General features: G+C 65.8%; 18 protein-coding genes and 1 pseudogene. 11 read left to right on the top strand and 8 right to left on the bottom strand.

The window, feature by feature from the left end; translation table 11 throughout:
- Positions 1-71 precede the first annotated feature (71 nt).
- From ENSA7_RS23400 to ENSA7_RS23375, 6 genes are all read right to left on the bottom strand, one after another.
- Entirely contained in the window at positions 72-1,538 is a 1,467-nt protein-coding gene (locus ENSA7_RS23400; RefSeq protein ID WP_106091555.1) for a pyridoxal phosphate-dependent decarboxylase family protein, read from the bottom strand.
- A gap of 86 nt (positions 1,539-1,624) precedes the next feature.
- Complete coding sequence (locus ENSA7_RS23395) at positions 1,625-2,350, bottom strand: TetR family transcriptional regulator (RefSeq protein WP_106091554.1); 726 nt, start codon at positions 2,348-2,350, stop codon at positions 1,625-1,627.
- A 220-nt stretch (positions 2,351-2,570) separates the two neighbouring features.
- Positions 2,571-4,919 (bottom strand): sodium-translocating pyrophosphatase, encoded by a 2,349-nt coding sequence (locus ENSA7_RS23390; protein WP_443655660.1) that lies wholly within the window; start codon positions 4,917-4,919, stop codon positions 2,571-2,573.
- Between the two features lie 21 nt (positions 4,920-4,940).
- Complete coding sequence (pth, locus tag ENSA7_RS23385; RefSeq protein ID WP_106091552.1) at positions 4,941-5,606, bottom strand: aminoacyl-tRNA hydrolase; 666 nt, start codon at positions 5,604-5,606, stop codon at positions 4,941-4,943.
- Between the two features lie 63 nt (positions 5,607-5,669).
- On the bottom strand, positions 5,670-6,299 hold the full coding sequence (locus ENSA7_RS23380; RefSeq protein ID WP_106091551.1) for a 50S ribosomal protein L25: 630 nt from the start codon (positions 6,297-6,299) through the stop codon (positions 5,670-5,672).
- A gap of 230 nt (positions 6,300-6,529) precedes the next feature.
- Positions 6,530-8,320 (bottom strand): cytochrome c family protein, encoded by a 1,791-nt coding sequence (locus ENSA7_RS23375; protein ID WP_181234028.1) that lies wholly within the window; start codon positions 8,318-8,320, stop codon positions 6,530-6,532.
- Positions 8,321-8,530: 210 nt separating this feature from the next.
- Between ENSA7_RS23375 and rpsP the strand changes: the two are divergent.
- The 5 genes and pseudogenes from rpsP to rplS form a co-directional block, all read left to right on the top strand.
- Positions 8,531-8,761: pseudogene (gene rpsP, locus ENSA7_RS23370) on the top strand (30S ribosomal protein S16); the annotation flags it as partial.
- Between the two features lie 249 nt (positions 8,762-9,010).
- Positions 9,011-9,259, top strand: a complete 249-nt coding sequence (locus ENSA7_RS23365) for a KH domain-containing protein (protein WP_052556078.1) — start codon at positions 9,011-9,013, stop codon at positions 9,257-9,259.
- A 15-nt stretch (positions 9,260-9,274) separates the two neighbouring features.
- Positions 9,275-9,865 (top strand): ribosome maturation factor RimM, encoded by a 591-nt coding sequence (rimM, locus tag ENSA7_RS23360; RefSeq protein WP_106091548.1) that lies wholly within the window; start codon positions 9,275-9,277, stop codon positions 9,863-9,865.
- On the top strand, positions 9,862-11,130 hold the full coding sequence (gene trmD, locus ENSA7_RS23355; protein ID WP_106091547.1) for a tRNA (guanosine(37)-N1)-methyltransferase TrmD: 1,269 nt from the start codon (positions 9,862-9,864) through the stop codon (positions 11,128-11,130). The genes rimM and trmD overlap by 4 nt, the downstream gene beginning before the upstream one ends.
- A gap of 41 nt (positions 11,131-11,171) precedes the next feature.
- On the top strand, positions 11,172-11,621 hold the full coding sequence (rplS, locus tag ENSA7_RS23350; RefSeq protein WP_106091546.1) for a 50S ribosomal protein L19: 450 nt from the start codon (positions 11,172-11,174) through the stop codon (positions 11,619-11,621).
- Between the two features lie 131 nt (positions 11,622-11,752).
- Here rplS and ENSA7_RS23345 read toward each other — a convergent pair whose 3' ends face one another.
- Positions 11,753-12,103 carry a YraN family protein gene (locus tag ENSA7_RS23345; protein ID WP_106091545.1) on the bottom strand — a complete coding sequence of 117 codons (351 nt, stop codon included), beginning with the start codon at positions 12,101-12,103 and terminating at the stop codon, positions 11,753-11,755.
- Between the two features lie 10 nt (positions 12,104-12,113).
- Complete coding sequence (locus tag ENSA7_RS23340; protein ID WP_106091544.1) at positions 12,114-12,719, bottom strand: hypothetical protein; 606 nt, start codon at positions 12,717-12,719, stop codon at positions 12,114-12,116.
- Between the two features lie 613 nt (positions 12,720-13,332).
- On the opposite strand from ENSA7_RS23340, the gene ENSA7_RS23335 reads away from it, so the two are divergent.
- The 6 genes from ENSA7_RS23335 (at position 13,333) to ENSA7_RS23310 (ending at position 25,121) form a co-directional block, all read left to right on the top strand.
- Positions 13,333-15,108 (top strand): tetratricopeptide repeat protein, encoded by a 1,776-nt coding sequence (locus tag ENSA7_RS23335; protein ID WP_106091543.1) that lies wholly within the window; start codon positions 13,333-13,335, stop codon positions 15,106-15,108.
- Positions 15,109-15,274: 166 nt separating this feature from the next.
- The gene (locus tag ENSA7_RS23330) at positions 15,275-19,114 is read left to right on the top strand and encodes a hypothetical protein (protein WP_146158043.1); all 3,840 of its coding nucleotides are present in this window, start codon (positions 15,275-15,277) and stop codon (positions 19,112-19,114) included.
- Between the two features lie 17 nt (positions 19,115-19,131).
- Entirely contained in the window at positions 19,132-20,616 is a 1,485-nt protein-coding gene (locus ENSA7_RS23325) for a tetratricopeptide repeat protein (protein WP_106091541.1), read from the top strand.
- A 170-nt stretch (positions 20,617-20,786) separates the two neighbouring features.
- Entirely contained in the window at positions 20,787-22,184 is a 1,398-nt protein-coding gene (locus ENSA7_RS23320; RefSeq protein WP_146158042.1) for a tetratricopeptide repeat protein, read from the top strand.
- A 225-nt stretch (positions 22,185-22,409) separates the two neighbouring features.
- Positions 22,410-22,688: a hypothetical protein gene (locus tag ENSA7_RS23315; RefSeq protein WP_052556057.1), complete on the top strand. Its 279-nt coding sequence runs from the start codon at positions 22,410-22,412 to the stop codon at positions 22,686-22,688.
- Positions 22,689-23,021: 333 nt separating this feature from the next.
- Complete coding sequence (locus ENSA7_RS23310) at positions 23,022-25,121, top strand: AgmX/PglI C-terminal domain-containing protein (RefSeq protein WP_106091539.1); 2,100 nt, start codon at positions 23,022-23,024, stop codon at positions 25,119-25,121.
- Positions 25,122-25,366 lie beyond the last annotated feature (245 nt).

Below are 25,366 nucleotides of genomic sequence, written 5' to 3'. Positions count from 1 at the left end.
CGCGTGACTCGTCGCCCGTGGCCACGAAAACTCGGGCCACCACGCAGCGCCATCGATCCGGCCGCGGCTCGTCATGCGCCCGTGTACAGCTCGTTCATGAACTCGGTCAGCAGGCGCTCGCGAAACTGCGGCTCGAGAGCGTCGAGGATCTCGTTGATCTCGGCGCCGATCTTGGGGGCCCCGCCGCCGCCGACCCCCGCCATCGCCATCAGCTGCTGAAGGGTCTGATCGTCCATGGTCGAGACGTCGACCTCGGCCAGCGCCTGCAGCACCCCAGCGACGAGCGGAGCCGGCTTGCTGTCGCGGACCACCTCCACGCAGGCGGCGATCTCCTCGAGCAGCGCGTCGATCCACGGGAGGTTGGCGGGGTTGATACACAGGTGAATGTTGGCCGGCGAGTTGCCGTAGCTCAGCTGCACCTGCACGTACCAGCCGCGCGCGTTGATCGCCTCGGCCAGTCGGAAGATCGGGATCGTGGTCGAGGAGAACGCGACGTGGCTCATGTCGCTGCGCCCGAGCAGGCGCAGCTCGGGGTGGTCGTCGACGAACTTCATGACCTTGTCGGTGGCCGCGAGCACGTGCTTGGCGATGTTCAGGTAGCCGGACTGGCCGAAGAAGTTGAGCACGGCCCAGGCCGCGGCCACTGGCCCGCCCGACTTGCTCGACTGCACGGTGGCGTTGGAGATCGTGTAGCCGGTCCAGGTCGCGCAGGTGAAGATCTGGTGCTTGCGCAGGTGCTTGTCGCGGTACAGCACGACCGACGCGCCCTTGGCCGCGAACGCGTACTTGTGCAGATCCATCGAGATCGAGCTGACACCCGGGACGCTGAAGTCGAACGGGGGGATGTCGCGGCCGAGCTGCGCGAAGTAGGGCAGCAAGAATCCGCCCATGCAGCCGTCGACGTGCAGCCACAGATCGTGCTCGCGGGCGAGCTCGGCCAGCGCGGGGATCGGATCCACGACGCAGTGGGCGTAGGACACCGCCGAGCCAACCAGCATGATCGTGTGCTCGTCGATCGCCGCGCGGACTTGCTCGGCCTCGACGCGGAAGCTGTCCGGGTTGACCTCGACCAGCACGACCTCGAGGTCGAGGTAGTGCGCGGCCTTGTGGAACGCCGCGTGGGCGGTGCTCGGCAAGATGATCTTCGGTCGCTGCGCCGAGCGGGCCAGCTCGGGCTTGCGCGCGCGCGCCCAGTCTCGCGCGCTCTTGACCGCCAAGATGATGCTCTCGGTGCCGCCGCTGGTGAAGTTGCCGACGACCTGCTCATCACCGCGCAGGTGGCTCGCGGCCATGGCCACGACCTCCTTCTCGAACTTCAGCAGGCTGGGGAACGCCGTCGGGTCCAGCCCGTTCTCGCTCAGGTAGGCCGTGTACGCCTGCTTGATCACCGCCTCGGCCTGCTCGCCGGGATCGAAGATGTAGGCCAAGACCTTGCCCGAGCGCCAGTCGACATCCGCCTCGCGGTACTGCTCGATGCGCTCGCCGATCTCTGCGGCAGACAGACCGTCGGCGGGAAGTGACAAATGTGCGTGGGCCATGGGGCGTACCGTAGTATCCCCATGGCCCGGTGGCGACCGCTCGCGTGAAGCGGCCCAATTGAGCGCGAGTTCAGAGGTTGATCAGGTCAGTTCGCGGCGGGGCTGGGAGGCTGAGACTCGTGGTCGAGCGGCTTGGGACCGAACAGATCGAGGGCCTCACGCATGAGCCTGGGCAGGTCCGCGAGGCCGTCGAGGTTGTGCCACTCGATCATGGTCGCGCGCATCGCCCCAAAGGTGGCGCCAGCCAACATCCGGGCCCGGCGCTGGGCGATCGGGGTTGGCATCGAGCGCACCGCGAGCAGCGACTCGGCGATCGCCTGCTCCCACAGCATGTCCTGCTGCCGCTCCTGCTTGCTCAGCACTGGCGACGACTCGATGATGCGGGCGCGCGCGAGGATCTGATCACGATCGCGCATGTACTCCTTGGCGAGCGCGAGTGAGGCGCGACGAACATGGGCGAAGCCGTCGTCCTCGGGCTCGAGCGAGGCTAGCAGCTCCTTGAAGCGCTCGAGGTTGTCGCTGTTGTCGACGAACAGCAGCGCGTCCTTGGTCGCGTAGTAGCGAAAGAACGTGCGCCGCGAGACTTCGGCGGCGCGGGCGATCTCGGCGACGGTCGTGGCCTCGTAACCCTTGGTTTGGAACAGCCCGAAAGCGGCGAGCGCGAGTGCCTCGCGGGTCTGGTCCTTCTTGCGCTCGCGCAACGCGACGATCGAGAGCTTCTGACCAGCTGGAGCTTGTGGCTCGGCGGTTGGCTCGCACGTCACGTCGGGATCGGATGAGACTGGATTGCTGACGAAGGGGAGGTCGGGCATGGCTGAAACTCCTGCCCGGTTAGGTGGCCAGAACCGCGCAATGTGGTTCACCTAGTGTCAAATCGGCAAGCTAGCAGTACCTGCGCCCGCGAAATTCGCACAATTGAAAATTGTGCCAAGGGCGGCTGACCTCACGGTCAGCCGCCCTTCACGCGTTGATCAAACGACCAACGCTTTGATCAATTGTCCAGTCGTGTTCGACCGTCTCGAACGAGTCAGGTCAACCGGGGTTGGGGACCGTGTTCGGCTTGGCCTTGTCGCCGGCCTTGTCGCCGGCCTTGTCGCCGGCCTTGTCGCCAGCCTTGTCGCCAGCAGCGCCAGCTTCATCCAATGCCGCTTGCGCCTCGAGCTTCGCGGCGGCCTCGGCGACCTGCTCTTTGTCAGGGTTGATGTGCGGCGCGATCACGACCGCGACGATCGTCATCAACTTGATGAGGATGTTGAGGCTGGGGCCCGCGGTGTCCTTGAAGGGATCACCCACGGTGTCGCCGATCACGGCGGCCTTGTGGCGCTCGGAGCCCTTGCCCGTGTTCTTCTCGAGGCTCCGTGCCTGATCCTCGACCTGCTTCTTGGCGTTGTCCCACGCGCCACCGGCGTTGGACATGAAGATCGCCAGCATCACGCCTGACACCAAGGTGCCAGCGAGCAGCCCGCCCAACGCGAACGGCGACCACCAACCGACGATCAGCGGTGCAGCCAGTGCCAGCAACCCTGGCATGACCATGCGCTTGATCGAGGCCTTGGTCGAGATCGCAACGCACTTCTCGACCTCGGTCTTCTTGCCGGCCGCGAGGACCTCGGCGTCCTCTTCCTCGGTCAGCTCGCGGTCCTCTTCCTCGGCCTTGGCGACCAGGATCAGGGCCTTGCGCAGGACCGGGATGTCCTTGAACTGGCGACGGACCTCTTCGATCATCTCCATGGCGGCGTCACCGACTGCCTTCATGGCCATGGCCGAGAACAAGAACGGCAGCATGCCGCCAAGCAACATGCCGATCAGCACCTCGGGATCGGTCAGCACGATGTCGGTGTTGCCGAGCGCGAGCTTGCGGTAGGCGGCAAACAGTGACAGCGCAGCGAGGGCGGCCGACGCGATCGCGAAGCCCTTGCCGATCGCGGCGGTGGTGTTGCCGACCGCGTCGAGGTTGTCGGTCCGCTCGCGGACCTTGCTGGGCAGCCCCGACATCTCGGCGATGCCGCCAGCGTTGTCGGAGATCGGTCCGTAGGCGTCGACGGCGAGCTGGATGCCCGTGGTCGACAGCATGCCGACCGCCGCGAGCGCGACGCCGTAGAGGCCCGCGTAGAGGTTGGCGACGTAGATCGCCACGGCGATCAGCAGGATCGGGATCGCGGTCGACTCGAAGCCGACGCCGATCCCGGCGATGATGTTGGTCGCGGGGCCAGTCTTGGACTGGTCGACGATGCTGTTGACCGGCTTCTTGCCCTTCGAGCAGTAGTAGCCGGTGACCAGCCCGATCACGACGCCAGCGACGAGGCCGACGACCATCGGGTAGAACAGGTGCAGGGTCTGCAGCGGCCCGTCGAACTCCGCGAACTGGATCCCGGCGGGGCCCGCCAGCTTCACGAAGTAATCGATGATCAGGTAGCTCAGGCCGAGCATCACGGCCGCGGCGCCGAACGAGCCGGCGTCGAGGGCGATCTGCGGGTTGCCACCCTCTTTGGTGCGGACCACGAAGGTGCCGAGGATCGAGACCACGATCCCGACCGCGGCCAGGATCAGGGGCAGCAGCGCCGCCTCGAACCCGCCGTGGACGGCGACCGCGCCCAGGATCATCGCGCCGATGATCGAGCCCACGTAGGACTCGAACAGGTCGGCGCCCATGCCGGCCACGTCGCCGACGTTGTCACCGACGTTGTCGGCGATCGTCGCGGGGTTGAGGAAGTGATCCTCGGGGATCCCCGCCTCGACCTTGCCGACCAGGTCGGCGCCGACGTCAGCTGCCTTGGTGTAGATGCCGCCGCCGACGCGGGCGAACAGAGCGATCGACGACGCGCCCATCGAGAACCCAGCGAGCACGTTGATCAGCTTGCTGAAGCGGAACCCGTTGATCGCGTTGTCGAGCGCGGTGATGTCGACCTTGAACTGGCCAAGGTAGAACCAAAACAGCGAGCCGAGCCCGAGCAGCGCGAGGCCGACCACGCTCATGCCCATTACGGCGCCGCCGCGGAACGCGATCTGCAGCGCAGGCGCGAGCCCGGTTCGGGCCGCCGCGGCCGTGCGCACGTTGGCCTGAGTGGCCACGCGCATGCCGAAGAAGCCAGCCAGACCCGACGCGCCCGCGCCGAGCACGAACGACAGGGCCACCAGCGGGTCCGAGGTCGGCTCGGACCGGTTGAGGAAGAACAGGCCGCAGGCCACGAGCGCGACGAAGCCGATCAACACCGAGTACTCGGCGCGCAAGAAGGCCATCGCACCACGCTGAATCTGCGTGGCGATGTTCTGCATGCGCTCGTTGCCGGCGTCGCGCCCACTGATCCAATACGAGGTGTACGCGGCGTAGATCAACGCCAGCACACCGGCCGCCGGAATGGCGAGGAGCATCTGTTGGATGGTCACGGGGAGATTCCTTACCTAGAGAGTTGGTTTGCCCGACTTGCCGCCCGACGAAGCGTCGGCTGCGGGGGCCGATGAGTTCAGCGGTGAGTCGGGAGCAGGGTGGAAGCGGTTCATGGCCGAGGTCAGGCCCTCGGCCAGCAGACAGGTCAGGGCCTGCTCGGCCCGGTCGACGAGGTCATCCACGAACGTGGCGTCCTCGCCAGAGAAATTGGAGAGCACCCAGTCCGACACTTCGCCGTGGCGCGGGCGGCTGACGCCAACCCGAACCCGAAAGAAGCTCGGCTTGCCGAGGTGCTTGATGATGTCGCGCAGGCCGTTGTGGCCGCCGTGGCCACCCCCGCGCTTGAGCCCGACGCGACCGAACGCAAAGTCGATCTCGTCGTGAACCACGACGATGCGCTCGAGCGGCACGTCGTGAAAGTCGACGGCCGCGCGGACGCTCTCGCCGCTGCGGTTCATGTAGGTCTGAGGCTCCAGCACCACGCAGCGGCCGATCTGACCGCCGGCGTGGATGCTGGTCACGCGGCCCTTGAACTGAGACTTCCACGCCACGCCGCCAGTACCTGGCGTGACGTGTCGCTCCGCCCATCGCTCGACGACCATGAAACCGACGTTGTGCCGGTTCTTGGCGTACTCGGGCCCGGGGTTGCCGAGACCGACGATCAGCCATGGAGAGGACATGGTTCAAGCGAACTCGAGAGAGCGGGTGAAGGGCCGACGACGGGCAGGTCAGCAGCCGGACGGCTACTTCTTCTTGCCCTTCTTGGCGTCGGCCGCGGCGGCGGCGTCATCGACCTTGGCCACGCGGGGCGGATCGACGTGCGCGACCACGACGTTGGGGTGGTCGAGCAGGCGCGCGTTGTCGAGGCTGAGATCCCGCATGCGCAGGCTCTCCCCGGCCGCCAACGCGCTGATGTCGACGGTCAGCTTGACGGGGATGTGGGCCGGCTTGGCGGCGACCCGAGCGGTGCGCTGGTAGGTCCGCAGCTTGCCGCCCGCGACCACGCCGACCGAGCGGCCGACGTACTCGACCGGGATCTTGGTGACCACTTCGCCGTCGGGGTCGACGCGCAAGAAGTCGACGTGCAGGAACTCGTCGCGGATCGGATCCGCCTGGTAGTCGGTCAGCACGCACTGCTCGACGACCGGGGCGCCGTCGCCCTCGATCGTGACCGTGAAGAAGGTGTTGAGCCGGCGGTTGGGGTCCATCGCCCGCCGCAGCTCGCGGGGGCTGACAGTCAGCATCACGTTGCCTTCACCCTTGCCATAAATGACGGCGGGGATCAGGCCCTCGGTACGGAGCTTGCGAGCGACGCCTTTGCCCGTCGCCTGTCGGATCTTTGCGGTGAGCTTGCCGAAGGTTGTCTCGGTCATGGTTTTTCCTTGTCTAGCTTCCAAGCCCGCGCGATCGTGCAGATCGTCGCGGGGTAGCGGGGCCGTCGGATAGGTGCCTGGTGGTCCAAACGCGGACCGGCTCGCCGCCGACGCACACCCGTGGTGGGTTGGCCGCTGTCTACTTGCCACGCGCGACGAGTCCAAGCCTGAGGACCACCCAGGCACGTGAGTGTACTTACGGAATCCCCGGGTCCACGCCCCGCGGGGATCTACATTTTTTTACAGCCGCCGCCGGCTTTTTCGAGGGCTGCGGCACGCAGTTCCCGGCCAGTTGGCCCGTCACCGAGCTTGGCTCGCGCCTCCGCGCCGTGACCTGCGCCCAGGACGTCGCGCAGGTAGGGCTCGTAGTCGAAGGTGTCGGAGTGCTCGGGCGTGTGGCAGGTCAGGCACACGCTCACGGGGGCCGACAGCTGGATGTTGTCCGTGCTGGGGTCCTCGACGTGGAGGCTGCCGGGGCCGTGGCACTGCTCGCACTGGACCGACTGCAGGTGCTGGTTCTCGACCACCTCGCTGCCACCCGGGGCCCGAAAGCCCGTCACGTGGCAATTCACGCACGACAGGTCGAACTGCTTGTTGGCGGTGACCAAGGTCTCGTAGGCGCGGGCGTGGACGGTGGTCTTCCACATGTCGACCGCCTCCGAGTGGCAGTCGGCGCACGCTTCGATCCCGGCATAGCCGGCCTGACCGGGCGCGGGCGGGGGGGGCTCGACCCCGGCAAAGCGCTCGCGGTTGCGCTCGGCCACGGCGGCGTCGTAGTTGCTCAGTGCCAGCTTGGAGGTGGCGTCCGCAGGCAGGTGACAGGTGACCTTGACCTGCGCGGGGATCAGCGCCACCGGAACGTCACTGGGGATCGCCGGGCTCGCGAGGGCGGCCTTCAGCTGATCGCGCTCGGCCTCGAGGCGGGCGACGAACCGCGCGTCTGCTGTTTTATCATCGGCGAACTTGCTCAGCTTCTGCTCGAGTCGGGCGAGCTCGGCCTCGCGCTGCTCGGTCGACGGGATCAGCGTCCAGGTGTCGGGCAGCTGCCCGGCCGGGAGCGAGGGATCCAGGGAGATCGTCAGGTGCGAGATCGTCTGGGCCCGGTCGCCAGGCTCGAGCACCCACGTGGTGCCGATCTGGACCGCCGAGCTGCCGACCCTGCCGCGGTCGGGGTTCGTAAATTCGGCGCCCACGACGACCACGTCGATCCCCTCGACCTCGCGCGCGATCGTCTCGGCCAGCTCCCGCGGCCCGTTGACCATGACGACCTGCAGCTGCGCCTTGGCCAGCTCGGGCGCGATCTCTACGAGCGCGGCGATCGGCTCCGTGACCGCGGGGAACTGCTTGCCCCAGTCCTTGCCCGCGGCCGCGGACGCCACGGCAGGATCGATGACCTGCGTGACCGCGGCCGACAGCCCGTGCCCGAGCGGGACCACCCGCACACGCTCGACCCCGGCCGGTCGCGCGTCCTTGCCGAGGTTGGCGACGACCCGCGGGAGCGGCAGCTCCGCCAGTGCGGCGCCCGACTTGCTCGACGCGTAGTCCGTTGGGCCGAGCCCCGACACCAGCCCGTCGAGCGCCGAAAACCGGCCCTGAAGCAGCTCGGCGCGCGCGACGGCCTGGGCCCACGCGGCCTCGTCGGTCGGACCCTCCGGCCCGTCCGGGTCGGGAAACAAGAACGAGCCCGGCTCCAAGATCAACCGCTGGCCGGCGCTCGACTCGGCCTCGATGTAACCAAACGCATACTGCAGCCCGCCCAGCGGCTCCGTCGTGCAGCCGCAGGGCGCGATCGTCCCGAGCTGCCGACCGAACGCGAACAGATCGATCTCGTAGCGCGGCGCCGACTCGGTCGCCGCGCCCGAGTCGGCGTTTGGCGCGGTGTCACCGGTCTGCCCAGGGTGATTTCGGCCGTTGCAGCCCAGGCTCGAACTCGTGGCCAGACCGACGAGGGCGATCGCCGCGAACGCCACCGCCAGGTAGCTGCCGCGCGCGGTCACACCGGCCCGCCGGATATCAGTCATGCGATCGCTCATGGAGACGAGTTTTTTTGTACAGTGTTTGTGCCCGAGGGGCGAGCGGAGCCGTCCTTCGTCGCCTCTCGGTGCCGGGGCCGCAGCTGTTGACGGCGGCCAACCTCGACGTTAGCCTCGCCAACCCTTCAGCCCCAGGGCTGAGACGAGTTCAGCGTGTCCCCGTTCGCCGCTGCGCGAACGCATCTTCCAAGAGAAAAAATGGCCGTCAAGATCAGGCTTGCCCGCGGCGGCGCCAAAAAGCGCCCCTTCTACCGAATCGTCGCTTCAGACGCCCGCTCCCCCCGGGACGGACGCTTCCTCGAGAAGCTCGGTACCTATAATCCCATGACCAAGGACGGCACCGTCACGCTCAACCAGGCGCGCGTGGAGTACTGGATCGGCGTTGGGGCTCAGCCCACCGACGCGGTCCGCCGACTCCTGCGCAAGGCCTCGGCGCCGGCCCCCTCGGCCTAGCTGCCAGGCACCTCGCACGGCACCCTCACGGCACCTCTCACGGTATTGGCACGCCTCGTCGCTACCCGGGCTCCCTGAGCTCGGGTTCGTTCGTGGTTGGCTTCCACCGGCGTCCACGGGCTGACCCGCGGCGAAGACTTTTGCCGGCCCGCCCATGCTGTGGGATGCTGCAAACGGTTCTCCCGCTTCACTCCCGCAATTCTCGCTCTCGGAGGCCTTCTCGACATGTCCGCCAACGTCTCGCTCAAAGAGCTCATCGAGTTCATCGCCAAGGCCCTCGTTGACAACCCAGACGACGTCGATGTGTCCGAAGTGTCTGGCGAACAGACCGTCGTGCTCGAGCTGCGCGTGGCCAAAGAAGATCTCGGCAAGGTGATCGGGAAGCAGGGCCGCACGGTCAAGGCCATGCGCGCGATCCTCAACGCCGCGTCCTCCAAGCTGCGCAAGCGGGCTGATCTCGAGATCCTCGAGTAGTCGCGAGTCGCCAACATGGACGAGTCGCAACGCGACGACCTCGACCTCGCCTCGAGCCACCTCCAGCTCGGCTACGTCGCTGGCGTCCACGGCGTGGCCGGGGCGCTGCGCGTGAAGCTGTTCAACCAGGAGTCCACGCTGCTCGAGCCCGGGCTGCCGATCGTCCTGCGCGAGCGCGGCACCACCAAGCAGGTGACCCACGAGGTCGCGCGCGTGGCCCCCAAGCCGGGCAGCGACACGATCCGGCTGTGGCTCGAAGGCGTCGACGCGCGCGCCCCCGCCGAGGCCCTGCGAGGTCACGAGCTGTGGGTCGCCCGCGCGCAGCTGCCCAAGCTCGACGAGGACGAGTACTACCTCGCGGATCTGATCGGGCTCGAGGTCGTGCGCGAGACCGAGGGCGGTCGCGAGTCGCTGGGTCGGATCACCGGGGTCACCAGCAACACCGCTCAAGATCTCCTGTGCGTGCGCCTGCGTGGGCGCGAGTGGCTGCTCCCCGCGATGCCACCGTTCGTCGTCTCGATCCAGAACATCGAGGGCGACGCGAAGCCGCAGTGTGTGGTCGTCGACGTCCACGATGACATGCTCCCGGAGCCGCGCGAGTCGTGAGCGCGATCGAGTTCGAGGTCTTCACGATCTTCCCGGCCGCGATCGAAGCGTTTGTAAAAGCCGGGTTGATGGGCAAGGCGATCGCCCGCGAGCTGGTCGCCGTGCACTGCACCGACTACCGAAGCTTCAGCCAGGATCGCCATCACAGCGTCGACGATGCGCCGTTCGGCGGCGGCGCTGGCATGGTCATAAATCCGGAGCCCGTCGTCGCGGCGCTCGAAGCCGTGAGCGCAGCGCGGGGACCGATGCACACGATCTTGCTGACGCCCTCGGGCGCACAGTTTGACCAGCGCGTCGCCGAGCGGCTCGCGACGAAGCCCCGGATCGCCCTGCTGTGTGGTCGCTATGAAGGCATCGACGATCGCGTGCGTGAGCACTTCGTCGATGAGTGCCTGTCGATCGGCGACTTCGTGCTCAACGGGGGCGAGGTCGCGGCCGCGGTGATCATCGAGGCCGTCGCGCGGCTGCGTGAGGGCGTGCTCGGCAACCCCGAGTCGATCGAGACCGAGAGCTTTGCGAGCATCAGCGAGGGCTCGCTCGATCCACACGCGTGGCAGCCCGGCCTGGTGCTCGAGCACCCGCACTACACCCGCCCGGCCGAGTTTCGCGGTCACGCCGTGCCCCCGATCTTGCTCGCGGGCGATCACCAGGCCGTCGAGCGTTGGCGACGTCGGACCGCCTGCCTGCGGACCTGGGCGCTGCGGCCCGAGCTGCGTCCGCGCTGGTCACTGCCGAGCGGGCACCCGATCTGGCTGGCGGTGCCCTTGGATCAGCTCGGCGACGCTGGCGGGGAGCTCGCCCAGCTCGCCGCAGACGCGGGCGCGAACTTCACGGTGATCGGTCCGCGAGTCGCTCCGGGCCGCCCCAACATGAGGGATCTCAAGCAGCTCCGCCGGCTGGTCCGAAAGCGTCACGGTAGCGACCCCCACGTGATCGGTGTCGGCCAGTGTGGCCCCGGCGAGCCCGAGCGGGGGCCTCGCCTGGTGCTCGATGTCCTGGCGTACGAAGCAGGCGAGGCGCCCGCCCCGGTGGTGTTTTGGCTCGGCAGCCCCGAGCACTTGCCCGCCGGCGCCCGAGCCTGCGACGCGTGGATGGCGCTCGATCCCGAGCGTGACCGAAGCGGCGCAACCACTTTTGACCCGCGACTTGCGATCGCCTCCAGTTTGATCGACATTTCGCAGCCCCAACCGGCCCCCCAAGCGACCGCGGCACTCGCCCGCGCAAGCTTGGCCGCCCTGCGGGCCGAAGGTCTTCTCCGGTGTTGATCGCCGAGTGACCCAACGAATTTTTCGGAGTCAAACTCGCCATGAGCCAAGCCAGCCCCATCATCCACGAGCTCGAGCAGGAGCTCGCTCGCAAAGACATCCCCGAGTTTCGTGCGGGCGATCGCATCGCCGTCCACGCGATGATCTCCGAAGGCGGCAAAGATCGCATCCAGGTGTTCGAGGGGATCTGCATCCACCGTCGGCACCGCGGTCTGCGTGGCTCCTTCACCGTCCGCAAGGTCACCGACAACGTCGGCGTCGAGCGGGTCTGGTCGCTGGCCTCGCCACGCGTGACCATGATCGAGCTGATCAGCCGCGGTCGGGTCCGTCGCGCCAAGCTCTACTACCTTCGTGATCGTCGCGGCAACGCGGCTCGGATCAAGCGCAAGGTCGGCGACTACAAGTCGGCGGCAGCGGCGATCGAGGCCGAGAAGGCCGAGAAGGCCGAGGCCAAGAAGGCCAAGCGCGGCAAGAAAAAGAAGAAGAACTAAACCGGGGTTTGACTCCGGAGTCTTGGACTTCGAGGTTCCCCACAGACGCGTCGCAGTTCGCCGACTGCAGCCGCTTCGTGTCGCGTCATGAGTGGCCCCCTCAATGGGGGCTTTCCTCGTTGCCCCTAGACCTAGAACGCGTTCTTCAGCCACTCGATGTCGTCGCCGACCAGGGCGACGACGTCGAAGCGCACGGCGACTCGGTCCCAGAGATCTTGGCTGACGAGCCAGCCGGTCGCGCCTCGACGAAGGCGCGATTGTTTGCGGGCGTCGACGGTCTCGAACGGGTGGCCGCGCAGATCATCGGCGCGGCTGCGGACTTCGATGAACACGATCGTCTCGCCGTCGCGGGCGATCAGATCGATCTCGGCGCCCGCACGGGTGACGTTGCGATCGAGGATCTCGAGACCGTGCTCCAACAACAACGCGGCCGCTTGGTCTTCACCAGCGCGGCCGCGTTTGCGTGTGTCGTGCTTGGTCAACCCAGCGGTGCTAGGGCGCGGTGCCGGTCATCGACATGTCGTCTTCGGCGGCGTTGCACTCGAGCCACGCGTCGCCAATGTTCTCCTGGCAGTCCATCTCGAGCTCGTCGAGGGCCGGCAGGTCGTCACGACAGACGCACAGCTTGTCGCAGCAGAACTGGCCGAGCCGCTGCAGCACGGTGCACTTGAACCCGGACCCGCACGCGGTCTCGTCGGGGTCGACGGTGGGGCGGTTGCTGAGGGTGCTGTTGTTGCAGTCCTCGTCCGTCGCGCAGGTCTTCGAGCACATCGAGCGCTCGAGCACATACTGAAGGCTGAGGCGGCACGAGCCGGACTCGCACTCGAAGATGTTCTCGCCGTTGCCACCGCTGGCGTCGTTGCACTGTGTGTCCGTCTCGCAGTTGACGTCGGGGACGGTCTGCTCTTCGCCGTAGACGCACAGCAGGTCACTGCACGAGAGCGCTGGAAACGTGACGAGCTTGCTCGACGGCGGCTCGACCGAGCCGTGGTTGCATGGCGCCCCGACGTCACCCTGCGGGCACGCGGTCAGCAACAAGCCGCCCGTGAGGAGAAATGCTGCGGCGAACAGGGTGGACTGGATGCGTGAGCTGGGCATCGAACGGTCTTTTGTCGGAGCAGTCGGAGCCGCGTCGAAACACAACCGGCTCTGCGCGAAATGTCTGGCTTGGACGCCACGAAACCCCGGATTTCTGGACGGCAGCCGGGGCCCTCGACACGCATGGCACCCAATGGGACCCATGCTTCGGGCATCCTACACGGCGTGAATCTAGGGTCAAGTACCTCTGCAGATCAACCGCGTTGACGGCGCGAGCGTGGGCTCGGCGCTGAACAGATCTCCCCGCGGCGTGACCGGGTGTGACCTGACAACACAAGCGCGAGCGCCGGAAATTTCCAACCCTGCTAGATCGGGCCCGCACAGCTGCCGTTGTTTGCCGCCCGTGCCGAGTACCTCGACCGCGCCGGGCCAACCTGCCGACGGCTCGCAGATGGCGAATGACCCGTCGCGTGGCTCCAGTCGGGCCGCTGGACCCAGGCAGCTGACGCCGTCCAGCCAACGACATCCAGAAAACCAGGTACCTCAGACCACGGGTCTCACGTTCAGCGCCCAAACTCCTGGTGTTCCCCTTGCCGGAGTTGCTTGCGATCGTCGACGGGCCGCTGGTAAGGTCCCGTCGCCCTTACATGGGTCCAACGCGCAAGCGCTCGCGATGAAAAAGCTCAGCCTGCTCAAGTCACTCCCGCTCCTTGTTGGCCTCGTGTTCGGAGCCGCGTCGGTCTCGGCATACGCCGCACCGCCGCCGCCTCCGCCCGGTGGTGGTGGACCGCCTCCGCCTCCCGGTGGGGCCGGTGGACCGCCGCCGCCTCCCGGTGGTGGACCTCCCGTCGCGCCCGGCACAGATGGCCCGCCGCTGCCCCCCGGTGCGTCCGGTCAGCCAAGCGCCGAGCAAAACCAAGCCGAAGAGGCGTACAAGGCCGAGAACTACGAGGCCGCCTCGCTGGTCTTCTACAAGATCGCCTACGACGGCGCCGGCGGGGATCCAACCCGCGCGCAGTTCTGGCTCGGCAAGTCGCTGTTTCAGCTCGGGTTCTTCGCGGGATCGCTCGCGGTGTTCGACGAGATCGTTCAGGTCGGCCCCAGCCACCCGTACCACCAGCTCACGCTGCCGTGGCTCGCGTCGCTCAGCCGCAAGCTGCCCGAGGGCGCTGGCGTGCTCGAGAAGGTCGGCACCTACCGCCCGCAGGATCTCGAGAACGAGGCCTTCGACTCGGTCCGTGACGAGCTCTACTTCCTGCTCGGCCGCTACCACTACGGCAACGGCGATCTCGGTCAGTCGATCGCGCTGCTGTCTCAGGTCCCGCGCGAGAGCGACTACTTCATCCCGGCGCAGTACTTCCTCGGCGTCGCCGAGACCCGCGAGTACCACGGCCCGGAGGCGGTCGAGGCGTTCAAGAACGTTCTGCGCAAGAACGTCGAGCTGCGCCAGATGCAGGGCAAGAAGAAGAACCGCGACGCTCGCAAGCTCGCGCGCATGTCCGACAAGAAGAAGCGGCGGCTCGGCATCTCCACCGCCGAGCTCGACTTCGCTGATCAGAACAAGCGCTTCGAAGAGCTCGCCAACATCGCGCTCGGCTACATCTTCTATCAGGTCGGCAAGTTCGACACCTCGCTGAAGTACTTCAACAAGATCAGCATCCAGTCGCCCTACTGGCTGGACTCGGTGTTCGCGTCTTCGTGGTCCGAGTTCCGCCTCGTCGAGGTCGACCCCGACAACGCCAACCGCCACTACCAAAAGACGCTGGGGTACATCCACACCCTCAACGCGCCGTTCTTCTATGACTACCTGTACCCCGAGGGCCTGATCCTCAAGGCGGTCACCTACTACTTCAACTGCCGCTACGCGTCGGCGAAGGCCTCAATCGAGGAATTCAGCTCGCGCTACGTGCAGACCAAGCAGGACCTCTCGGAGCTGCTCAACCAGGCCCCCGAGGACTACCAGCTGTTCGAGCTGTCCGTGAAGATCCGCGAAGGCAGCTCCGACCTCGAGCCCTTCGTCGAGATGGTCGCCCGCAAGTCGCTGCAGGATAAGACCCTCGAGAAGTACTACGACTACGTCAACCGCCTCGGCTTCGAGCAAGACACCCGCTTCAACGAGATGGGTAACGAGTTCCGGTCCGGCGGGCTCGGCGAGCTGCTGCTCGAGAACTTGGATCTGTCGCTGTCGATCGCCAAGGAGCGCACGGGCGCCCAGGCCCGCCAGCGCATCAACGCTCAGATCGCCGAGATCAAGAACCTCGAGAAAGAGGCGATCAAGGTCGAGTACGAGATCGTCGAGAAGCTCAAGAAGCTCGGGGAAGACGCGGACGGCGCTGAAGAGAAGATCAAGCCGGGACCCGAAGAAGAGCGTTACAACTACAACGGCGAATACTGGCAGGACGAGCTCGGCTACTACTACTACCGCGTCACCAGCGTGTGCGCCGAGTAGCCTGTCCTGAACGCAAGCTCGAATACACGTTTCACATGAGGTGAGGGCAGCCTGGGGCCGCCCTCACCTTCAACGGAGAAGGTCCAAGATGTCGCACAATCGCTCCATTAGGTCTCGCAAACTCGGTCTCCTGACCGCCGGCAGCGTCCTCAGCATCACAGCGCTGTTGCTGACGGCTGACGTCAGCCAGGCGCAGGAGCCCGAGAGCAACGTTCGTTACGAGCGCAAGTCCAAGAAGACCAAGGCGCAGTCGGATCTGCTCGACACCAAGTTCAAGGCTCAGCAAGAGCAAGTCGAGAAAGAGCGCGAGCGCGGCGTCCAGATGATGGACGGCCAGCAGTTCGCCTCCAAGCGCAAGGCCGTCGAGCAGGAGATGGCCGACAAGCAGATCGAGTTCCTCAAGCGGTTGATCAAGACCTCCGAGGACAGCGATCCCGAGTATCCGGACTACCTGTTCCGGCTCGCGGATCACTACCTCGAGAAGAAGGCCTTCTTCGACCTGCAGTCTGGCTCGCTCTATCAAAAGATCTACGACGCCGAGGACGCCAAGAAGAAGGACCTGGCCAAGCAGCTCAAAGAGCAGCAAAAACGCCACGAGCGCGACGCCAAGGACTCGAGCGAGAAGGCGGCGCGGATCTACGAGGCGCTGGTCGACAACCCGAAATTCGCCTCGTACAAGCGCATGGACGAGGCGCTGTACTACTACGCCTTCGAGCTCGGCGAGCTCGGCGAAGAGACCAAGATGCAGGCCGCCTACCAGCGCCTCATCAACGACTTCCCCAGCAGCCCGTACATCGCCAACGCGTACCTCGCGTTCGCCGACTACTACTACAGCAAGGGCCAAATCGGGAACGCGGTTCGTCTGTACGAGCGCGTCACCCAGTTCAAGGACAGTCCGGTCTACGCGTACGCCCTGTACAAGCTGGCGTGGTGTCACCTCAACCCGATCGGTGAGTTCGACGCCCGGTTCGACAAGAGCCTCAACTTCTTCGTGGCCACGATCGCCGCGACCAAGGAAGGCCGCGCGGGCTCGGAGTCCAACGGCAAGCAGCTGCGGCGCGACGCCCGGCGCGACCTCGTGCGCGCCTACGTGCACGCGTCGAAGCCCTCGAAGGCGTGGGAGTTCTTCGACAAGATCGGCAACGGTCCGGGCAAGGACGAGAACGACGCCCGCAAGATGATGGAGCTACTGGCCAACCAGTACTTCGGCGACGGTCAGTACACCGAGTCCACGTTCATCTACAAGAAGCTGCAGGAGCTGTTCCCCGAGGACGCCATGTCCTGCGACTGGCAGGGCAAGATCGTCGTCAACACCCTCGCAACTGACAACAAAGAGGTTCAGTGGCAGGAGACCGAGAACCTCGGCAAGTACTACACGAAGTTCGAGACGGGCGACTACAAGAAGGCCCAAAAGAAGATGTGCAAGGACAACGCCCTTGCCACCATGAAGCAGATGGCCACCGTCTGGCACGACGAGGCCGAGAAGACCAAGCTGGATCGCACCTACGAGCTCGCCGAGAACGCCTACGAGGTGTTCCTCAAGACCTTCCCCGGTGACAAGGACGGCTACGAGCTGCAGTACTACTACGCCGAGCTGCTGTGGGCGCTGGCGGAGCAGAACTACAACAGCAAGGACAAGGACCAGCGCCAAAAGGGCCTCGACTACTTCATGAAGGCCCACAACCAGTTCGTGAAGACGCTCGAGCTGGACCCCGAGGGCAAGTACACCGCCGACGCTGCGTACGCGCAGATGTTGGCGATGAAAAACCACCTCGAGTACGACGAGACCGGCGGCAAGAAGAAGACCTGCAAGCTCGACCAAGAGGGCGTCTGTATCTACAAGACAGACAAGAAGAAGAAGCCCAAGGACAAGGACTCCAAGGTCGACACCGAGATGGACTTCCCCGAATCGGACTACACGCCCGAGGAGAAGGCCATGCTTGGCTCGTATGACATCTACGTCAAATACGTGAAGAAGGCGGACGACAAAGAGCTGCCCAAGATCATGTATCACCGGGCCAAGCTCATGATGGAGCACAACAAGTTCGCGGAGGCCAAGCCTCTGCTGACGGAGATGATCACCAAGTTCGACGACGTCAAGGACGCGCAGATCTACGCGGCATGGTGCTCGGCGATGTTGATCGACCTGTTGACGATCCGCTGGCTCGACACCAAGAACAATCCGCAGCAGGTCATCGAGACCAGCGACGAGCTGCAGGAGTGGGCGACCAAGATCCAGGGCCTGAAGATCTGGAACCACCCGGAGAACGCCGACGTGCGCGAGGCCGTCCCGACCTTGCTCGCCGGCATCGGCTGGAAGAAGGGCATGGCCTACCGCGACGCCGGCGCTGCGTTCGTCAACGGCGATCCTGGTGGTGATCCGCAGGGCTTCGAGAAGTGCTCCACGCAGTTCATCGACGTCTTCAACAACTTCGAGGATCACGAGAAGGCGGCCACGCTGCTGTGGAACGCGGCCGACTGCTCTGACGCCGCCTACCAGGTCGGCCAGGCCATCCAGATCCGCACGGCGCTGCTCGATCGCTTCCCCGAGAGCGAGCACGCCAAGGACACTCTGCACTACCTCGCCGAGTCGTATCAGGCGGTCGCGTACTACAACCAGTCCGCCGATCGCTACGAGCAGTTCGCGACCGAGCACGACAAGGACGACCGGGCCTCCAACGCGCTGCAGAACGCCTACCTGTTCCGGCTCGGGCTCGGCCAGGAGGCCAAGGCCAAAGAGAACCTCGACAAGTACGAGAGCCTCTACAAGAAGAAGGACGTCCAGAAGGCGGCCAAGATCTTCTGGTCGCAGCACGACCTGCTCGACTCCTCGGGGGCCAAGCGCAAGCACGCTGAGGACTACCTCAAGACCTACAGCACCAAGGGTGGCATCGACCGCGCGGTCGTGGCCAACGCCGTGATCGGCCAGGTCGAGTGGCGCAAGTCCTGCGAAGAGCCGCTGCTCTACGACTCGTGCATCACCATTGAGCGCAAGCGCGCCCTGTCGGGCGTCGAGGCGATCGAGAAGCGCAAGAAGCTCGAGGCCAAGCAGAAGAAGGCCCAGGAGAAGGCCGACGAGAAGGAGAGCGCCAAGAAGCCGCGCTTCCGCCCTCCCAAGCGCTGTGGCTCGGAGACCCAGGGCGTCATCACTGTCCATCGCCGCGGCTCGAAGCGGGCCGAGGCCGGTCAGGCCAAGTTCAAGCTCATCCTCAAGATGGTCGGCGGCAAGAGCAAGATCGACATCCCCGAGGAGGACAAGAAGCGGGCCGAGGACTTCAAGAACGCCTGGGCAATGGCCATCGTCTACCAGGCCGACCAGAAGTACGAGGACTACCTGCGCATCAAGATGCCCGACGAGCTGGACTTCCAGGTCGACGAGTGGCGCAAGGACTCCGGCATGCCCAGCTGGGAGAAGATGTACAAGGAGCAGGTCGTCAAGGCCGAGGACTCCAAGAAGCGGGTCACTGAGTTCTTCGACTCCAAGATGAAGCTCGGGCTCGAGCTGCAAGAGGCCTACGGCGGCGTCAAGAACACGGGCAGCCCGTACTGGGTGCTCGCTGGCGCGGCGCGTACCGCCTCGGTGTTGCAGAACTTCGCCGACCAGCTCTACCGCGCCGACGTGCCGCAGAGCTTCGTCAGCCAAGAGCAGGTCTGGGCCTACTGCGACGCCCTCGCCGACACCGCGCAGCCGGTTCAGGATCAGGCGCTCGCCGCCTACGAGTACTGCATCCAGCGCTCGACGGAGAACCAGTTCTTCAACGAGTTCTCCCGCCTCTGCGAAGAGGAAATGCAGCAGCGCGACGCCAACAAGTACCCGGCGACCAACGAGCTGTTCGGCGTCTCCATCTACACCGCCAGCCGGATCGAGAAGGTCCAGGTCCTCGAGGATCCGCTCGGAGGCCGGGTCAACCCGGTCCGCCGCAAGACGGACGCCGAGAAGGCCGCCGAAGAAAAAGACAAAGCCGCCACCGAGGACAAAGGCAAGTCCAAGGGCAAGGGCAACTGATCGGAAAGGGCTGAACCATGAAGATGATCAGTAATCTCCCCATCTCGACTCTCTCGCGCGTCGCGCTCTCGCTCCTGCTAGTTGGCAGCCTTGGCGGCCTCACCGGCTGCAAGAAGAAGGACAAGGACAGCAAGAACCCCGACAACAAGGAGCTCGCGGACGCCTCCAACGCCGAGGTGCCCGACGAGCAGGCGCAGGCTCAGTTCACCGAGATCTACGGGAAGTACGTCGCGGCCAAGGCCGACGGCACGCTGTCCGAGGCCGAGTGCTCGAGCATCGCCAAGGGCTTCGACGACGTCTACCAGAGCAACAAGCGGTCGATGTTGGTCGCCCGGTTCAACGTCGGTGCGCTCTGGGAGGAGTGCGGCGACAAGGATCAGGCCGTCAAGATCTACCAGGAGCTCGGCGACAAGAACTTCCACCTCGCGCTCAACAACCTGGGCGTGCTCGCGTGGAACAAGGGCAACACCAAGGAGGCCCTCGAGCTGTTCGCCAAGTCGGTCGAGGCTGACAAGAAGCAGGCCTTCGCGGCTCGCAACAACCTCGCCGCTGCGCACCGCGATCGCTACGCAGACAAGCTCAGCCCGGAGGACTTCGACACTGCCGAGAAGCAGATCCAGAACGTCCTCGCGGTCGACACCAGCAACAAGGCCGCCTACGAGAACCTCGCGCGGCTGTACTACGACCGTGGCCGCCTCAAGGATCCGTCGTACCTGGTGTTGGCGAACCTGGTCGTGACCCAGGCCCTGCGGGTGCTCGAGAAGGAGAACCGGCAGAGCGCCGACATCTGGAACCTTCGGGGTCTGCTGTACATGCAGCAGGACAATCAGATCGACGCGCTCAAGGCCTTCAAGCAGGCCGTGGAGATCGAGGCCGACCACCCGGACGCCAACCGCAACATCGGCTTCATCGCGATTCGCTTCCGCGACTATCCGACCGCCGAGAAGGCGTTCGACACCGCGCTCAAGGCCCCGGCCGTCAAGCGTGACGTCGAGGTCTACATCGCGATGGGCGTCGCCAAGCGCGGGCTCAAGAAGTTCAAGGACGCCGAAGAGTGGTACCGCAAGGCCATGGAGGTCGATAAGAAGGACCCGCGCCCGTGGTACAACCTCGCGGTCCTCAACCAGGATCACTTGATCGGCCAGGACGACGTGGATCAGCCCGAGATCGAGGCCTTCTACAACGTCGCCAAGGAGCACTGCATCAAGTTCAACAAGATGGCTGAGGGCAACAAGGCCTACGCAGCCACCGTGAAGGACTGCCTCGATCGGGTGGCGATCATCGACGATGCAATCACCACCTTCCGCGTGATGGAGGAGCTCGAGAAGAAGGCGGCCGCGCTCGCCGAGCTCGAGAAGAAGCAGGAGCAGGAGCGTCGCCAGCGTCTGCTCGACATGGAGAAGAAGGCCGCTGCAGCGGGTCAACCCAGCCCCGAGGCGGCAGCCAACGCGGCAGCCAAGGCCGAGGCCGAGGCCGAGGCAAAGGCCGAGACCGACAAGTAGATCTTCGCTGGCTCAGCGCGCGAGGGCGGCCCGTACTACGGAGCCGCCCTTCGCTTTTGGTTTGGTTTGGTTTGGGGCTTTGGGCGTGGTCGTCGGGGGCGCGGTGCGTGGACCGTTCAACGCTCGTCGTCGTTCGCAGCGCAGCCGAGCCGAGCTCCGGCGAGCCCACCATGCGCACGACCATCATCACCGTCCCCACCCTGCTTGCTCTGGCTTTGTGCACACTCGGCTGCCACCCCCCGACGCCGCCCTGCGAGCCTGGAGATGCAGACTGCCGCTCGATCATCGCCGAGCCCGGGCCCGGGCTCGGTGACGAGCAGGCGCAGCTGCAGCTCGCCGACATCCACGCGGACTACCAGCTGGCCGCCGCTGACGGCCTGAGCACCGACGAGTGCCAGCTGCTCGGCCAGCGCTACCAAGCTCTGTACGAGCGCGACAAGTCCATCATCACGGCGCGCTTCAACGTTGGGGTGATCCACGAGGCCTGCGGCCAGGTCGATCTCGCCGGCCAGATCTACGCCGAGCTGGCCGGGCTCGAGCATGCGCCGTCGCTCAACAACTTGGGCGTCTTGGCCTGGTCCGCGGGGGATCACGATCGCGCCGCGTCGCTGTTCGGGCGCGCCGTCGCAGCGGACTCGACCCACGCCCTGGAGGCTCGCAACAACCTCGCGATGGCCGAGCGCGATCGCTACACCAACAGCCCCGTCGGCGCTGGACTGCGAGAATTCGAGCAAGCGCAGCTGCAGCTGCAGCGGATCCTCGCCGTCGACAGCAGCAACCGCGCGGCCTACGAGAACCTGGCGCGCCTCTACTACGACCGCGGTCGGCGAGACGACAAGTCCTACCTGGTGCTGGCCAACCTGGTCGTGACCCAGGGACAGCGGGTGCTCGAGGCCAACTCCGTCGCAAGCGCGGACCTCCACAATCTTCGCGGCCTGCTGTTGATCGAAGACGACGATCAAGTCCTGGCGCTCCGAGCGTTTCAGCGCGCCGTCGAGATCGAGCCCGACCACGTCGACGCCAACCGCAACATCGCCATGGTCGCTATTCGGTTTCGTGACTACGCCACGGCCGAGCGCGCGCTCGAGTCGGTGCTTCACGCCCCGGTCGTGGCCGCGGATGTCGACGCGTGGATCGCCTTGGGCGTGGCCAAGCGAGGTCTGCGAAAGTACGCCGACGCCGAGCGGGCCTACCGTCGGGCCCTCGAGCTCGACAGTACGGATCCGCGGCCCTGGTACAACCTCGGCGTCCTCACCCAAGAGCACCTCAGCTCGACCGCCGACGACGAAGAGGCGTTGATCGCCAGCTACGAGCGGGCGATCGATCACTATCAAAGCTTCATCGACGCGGCGGGCAGCGGGCCGCGGTGGCGGGCGCCCGTCAGCGAAGCGCGAGATCGGGTCGCGGTCGTGAAGGACTCGATCGCAGCCATCGAGCTGATCAAGGTCAACGCCGGCCTCTACGAGGACATGCTGTTGCTCGAGATCCGCCAGCGCGCCGAGCAGCACGAGCGATGGCGGGCCCTCGAGACGAACGCCGTCAGTCTTCAAGACTTGCTCGAAGGTTGAGGCGCCGGGCCTCGCGCCAACGGAGCACTCCAGGTCCCAAGGTCCTCCCAGATCTCTCGCCGCTCCAGCCCGTTCAGTGCCCGGCCGCGAAGATCCCGCGATCTCGCGCATTTTGATGTCATTTTGATGCCCCGAGCCGTGACACCGCGGTTTACACACATTCCTCTCACCGCTAAGATTGCAAACCGTGGGGTCGAGTTCGGCCCCACTCGCCAGGAGCCCATCATGATCAAGTTGATCACCCCCATGTTCGCCTTCAGTGCCGCCCTCTTGCTCACCGCGACGGCATGGGCCGCGCCAGCTGATGCTGACGCCGCCGCGATGTCCGGCAGCAACGGCGAAGGCGTGACGGTCTACGACTTCGAAGACGACGACGTCGACGGCGAGGTCCTGTCGCCCGAAGGCGCCAACCTGAGCTCGCGTGGCCGCAGCAAGCACGCCAGCATGATCACGATCCGGCCGCACTTCATCCCCGAGCTGATCAAGATGGCCAACGACATCTGAGCGGCCGCATGATCTCAGTCGATCGACCCCGCCAGACGAGCTCCTCGACGCCAGCTCGACCCACCTTGGGTTCGAGCCTGGCTTCGCGTTGGGCTCGTATGCAGTTGTCCAGCTGCGTCAAACCACTGCGAGTGCGTTGGCTCACCTAGATTCGACTCCTGTGCAGGAAGAAACTCTTCATGCACAGGAACCGGACCAGCAAGCTGCTGTCTAGGGCGCCCGAACCCCACACCCCCGACAAAACGAGCCCGACGGCGCTCCGGTCTACCTTCCGTGAGCACTCGTTCCAACCCGGGCTGAGCCCCGCCCCAGGCGAAGATTAAAAGGATCCCGATGTCCAGCAAGACGCTCACGCTGAAAATCTTTTGCAACGACGAGCTCGTCGACACCAAGACGCTCTCGCAGGACGTCATCAAGATCGGCAAGCTCAAGAGCAGCCATCTGTGCCTCGATGATGACGCCGTCGCTCGCATGCACGCCGTCATCGAGGTCTCGGGCAACGACGTCCGCGTCATTGATCTCGGCAGCTCGGCGGGCACCGTCCTCAACGGCGACGCGATCGACAAGAACGCCTCCGTCAGCCAGGGCGACGTGCTGACCTTCGGCCCCTATCGCGTCGAGATCTTCGAGATCGCTGACGCCTCCGCGGTCGCTGCTGCACCCGTAGCTGCGGCCGCACCTGCACCTGCAATGGCCGCCACGCCCATGGCCGCCGCCGCACCGCCCATGGCAATGGCCTCTGCCCCGCCCGTCCAGATCGACGTCGGCGCGGTCGAGGTCCAAGACGGCCGTCAGGTCGCCGAGGTCGTGGCAATGTACGGCCGGACCGCGCTCGACGTCACCCACGTCGGTCAGGTCAAGAGCCGCCGCGGCTCGGCGCCGATCCTGATGGCGATGGGCGGCCTGATGGTCCTCGGTGGCCTCGGCCTGTTCGGCTACGAAGTCAGCCAGCCATGGGAGGACTACTCGGAAGAGCTTCGCAAGGCCAAGCAGGCCAAGAAGCCCGAGCCCGCCAAGCCCGGCGTCGGCACCGGCCCGCTCGGTCTCGGCCTCGCGCTGCTCGGCTTGATCCCGTTCGTGGCTGGCGCGATGCGCTTCTCGGAGAAGCTCGTCAGCGACTACACGATCGGCGAGGGCCACAACGCCGTGTTCCACGTGCCGCCCCACGGTCTGCCCGACGCCGTCGCGTTCCCGCTGGTCCGCACCAGCGGTGGCGAGTTCGCCTTGAACTTCACCAAGGACATGACCGGCGAGGTGACCTTCGACGGCCAGACCGTCAACCTGCAGGAGCTCGTGTCCACGGGTCGCGCGGGCGGTGCCGGTGCGTACTACACCTTCCCGCTCCCGCGTGGCGTGCAGGGCAAGGTCAACTACGAGGACATCGCGTTCCACATCAACACGGTCAACCCGGGCGCCGTCGTGGCTGGGCGCGGCGACGTGGATTGGCCGTTTTGGGCCTACGTCGGCGGCACCGCGGTGATCGCTGTCACCTTCTACATGTTGATGCGCAGCATCCCCGACGACCTGCTCGCGATCACCATGGACGACGGCGAGGGCGAGCCCGCCTACGCCCGCTACATGCACCAGCCTGACCAGACCAAAGAAGAAGAGCCGCCGCCCGAAGAGGACGACGTCTCCGACGATGAGGCTGGCGGCACCGGGCAGCGCCACGCAGGCGAAGAGGGCAAGATGGGCAAGCCCTCGAGCAAGTCGAAGTCGGGCTTGTACGCGATGAAGGGCCCGAAGAACGCGGTCCCGCAGATGGCTCGCAACTTCGATCCCGACATGGCAGCGCGCAGCGCCGGCATCCTCGGCGTGATGCAGCAGCAGGGCGGCAGCTTCTTGGCCTCGCCCTACGGTGGCGCGTTCGCGGTCGGCAACGACGACGAAGATGTCTGGGGTGGTTTGACCGGCACTGAAGTCGGCGAGGCCTACGGCGTCGGCGGTCTCGGCCTGGTCGGCACCGGCCGCGGCGGTGGTGGTACCGGCGAAGGCACGATCGGTCTGGGTAACACCGGCCTGATCGGCAAGGGTGGCGGCGGTGGCTCGGGCTCGGGCTACGGTCGTGGCTCGGGCGCTGGTTTCGGTGGCCGCGGCACCCGGGTCCCTCGCGTCCGGCAGGCCAAGGCCGAGGTTCAAGGTGCGCTCGACCGCGACATCATCCGTCGTATCGTCCGCGCACACATCAACGAGGTCCGGTCTTGCTACAACGCAGGTCTGACCAAGAACCCCAACCTCGAGGGTCGCGTCGCCGTCAACTTCGTCATCACGGGCACCGGCAAGGTCGGCTCGTCGGTGGTCCAGGAGTCGACGATCAAGGACACGTCGGTCGCCAACTGTATCGCCAAGGCGGTCAAGCGCTGGCAGTTCCCCAAGCCGCGCGGTGGTGGCAACGTCATCGTCACCTACCCCTTCAACCTGAGCCCCGGCTGATCCAAACCGACAGCTGACCTCAGTGGTGGGTCTTCAACAGGCGAGCTGGTCGACGACCACGCTCGCCTGTTTCGTGCGGCCAACAGAGCTGGACGCAAAAGTCCATGTCTATGCGCACAAAAATCCAGACATCTACTCTCGCCGTCGCTCACCCCGCCAACGTGGTGCGCAGGCGGACCAGAGCTCGGGCCACACCGGCCCGATCCCGGAAGTTCAGCCCCAACCTCACAGTCCCCAGGCCGCGA

The sequence above is a fragment of the Enhygromyxa salina genome, from assembly GCF_002994635.1.
In the GTDB taxonomy this organism is placed as follows: domain Bacteria; phylum Myxococcota_A; class Polyangia; order Nannocystales; family Nannocystaceae; genus Plesiocystis; species Plesiocystis salina_B.
Note: the sequence above shows the minus strand (reverse complement) of the source record. Positions and strands in the feature narration are given on the sequence as shown.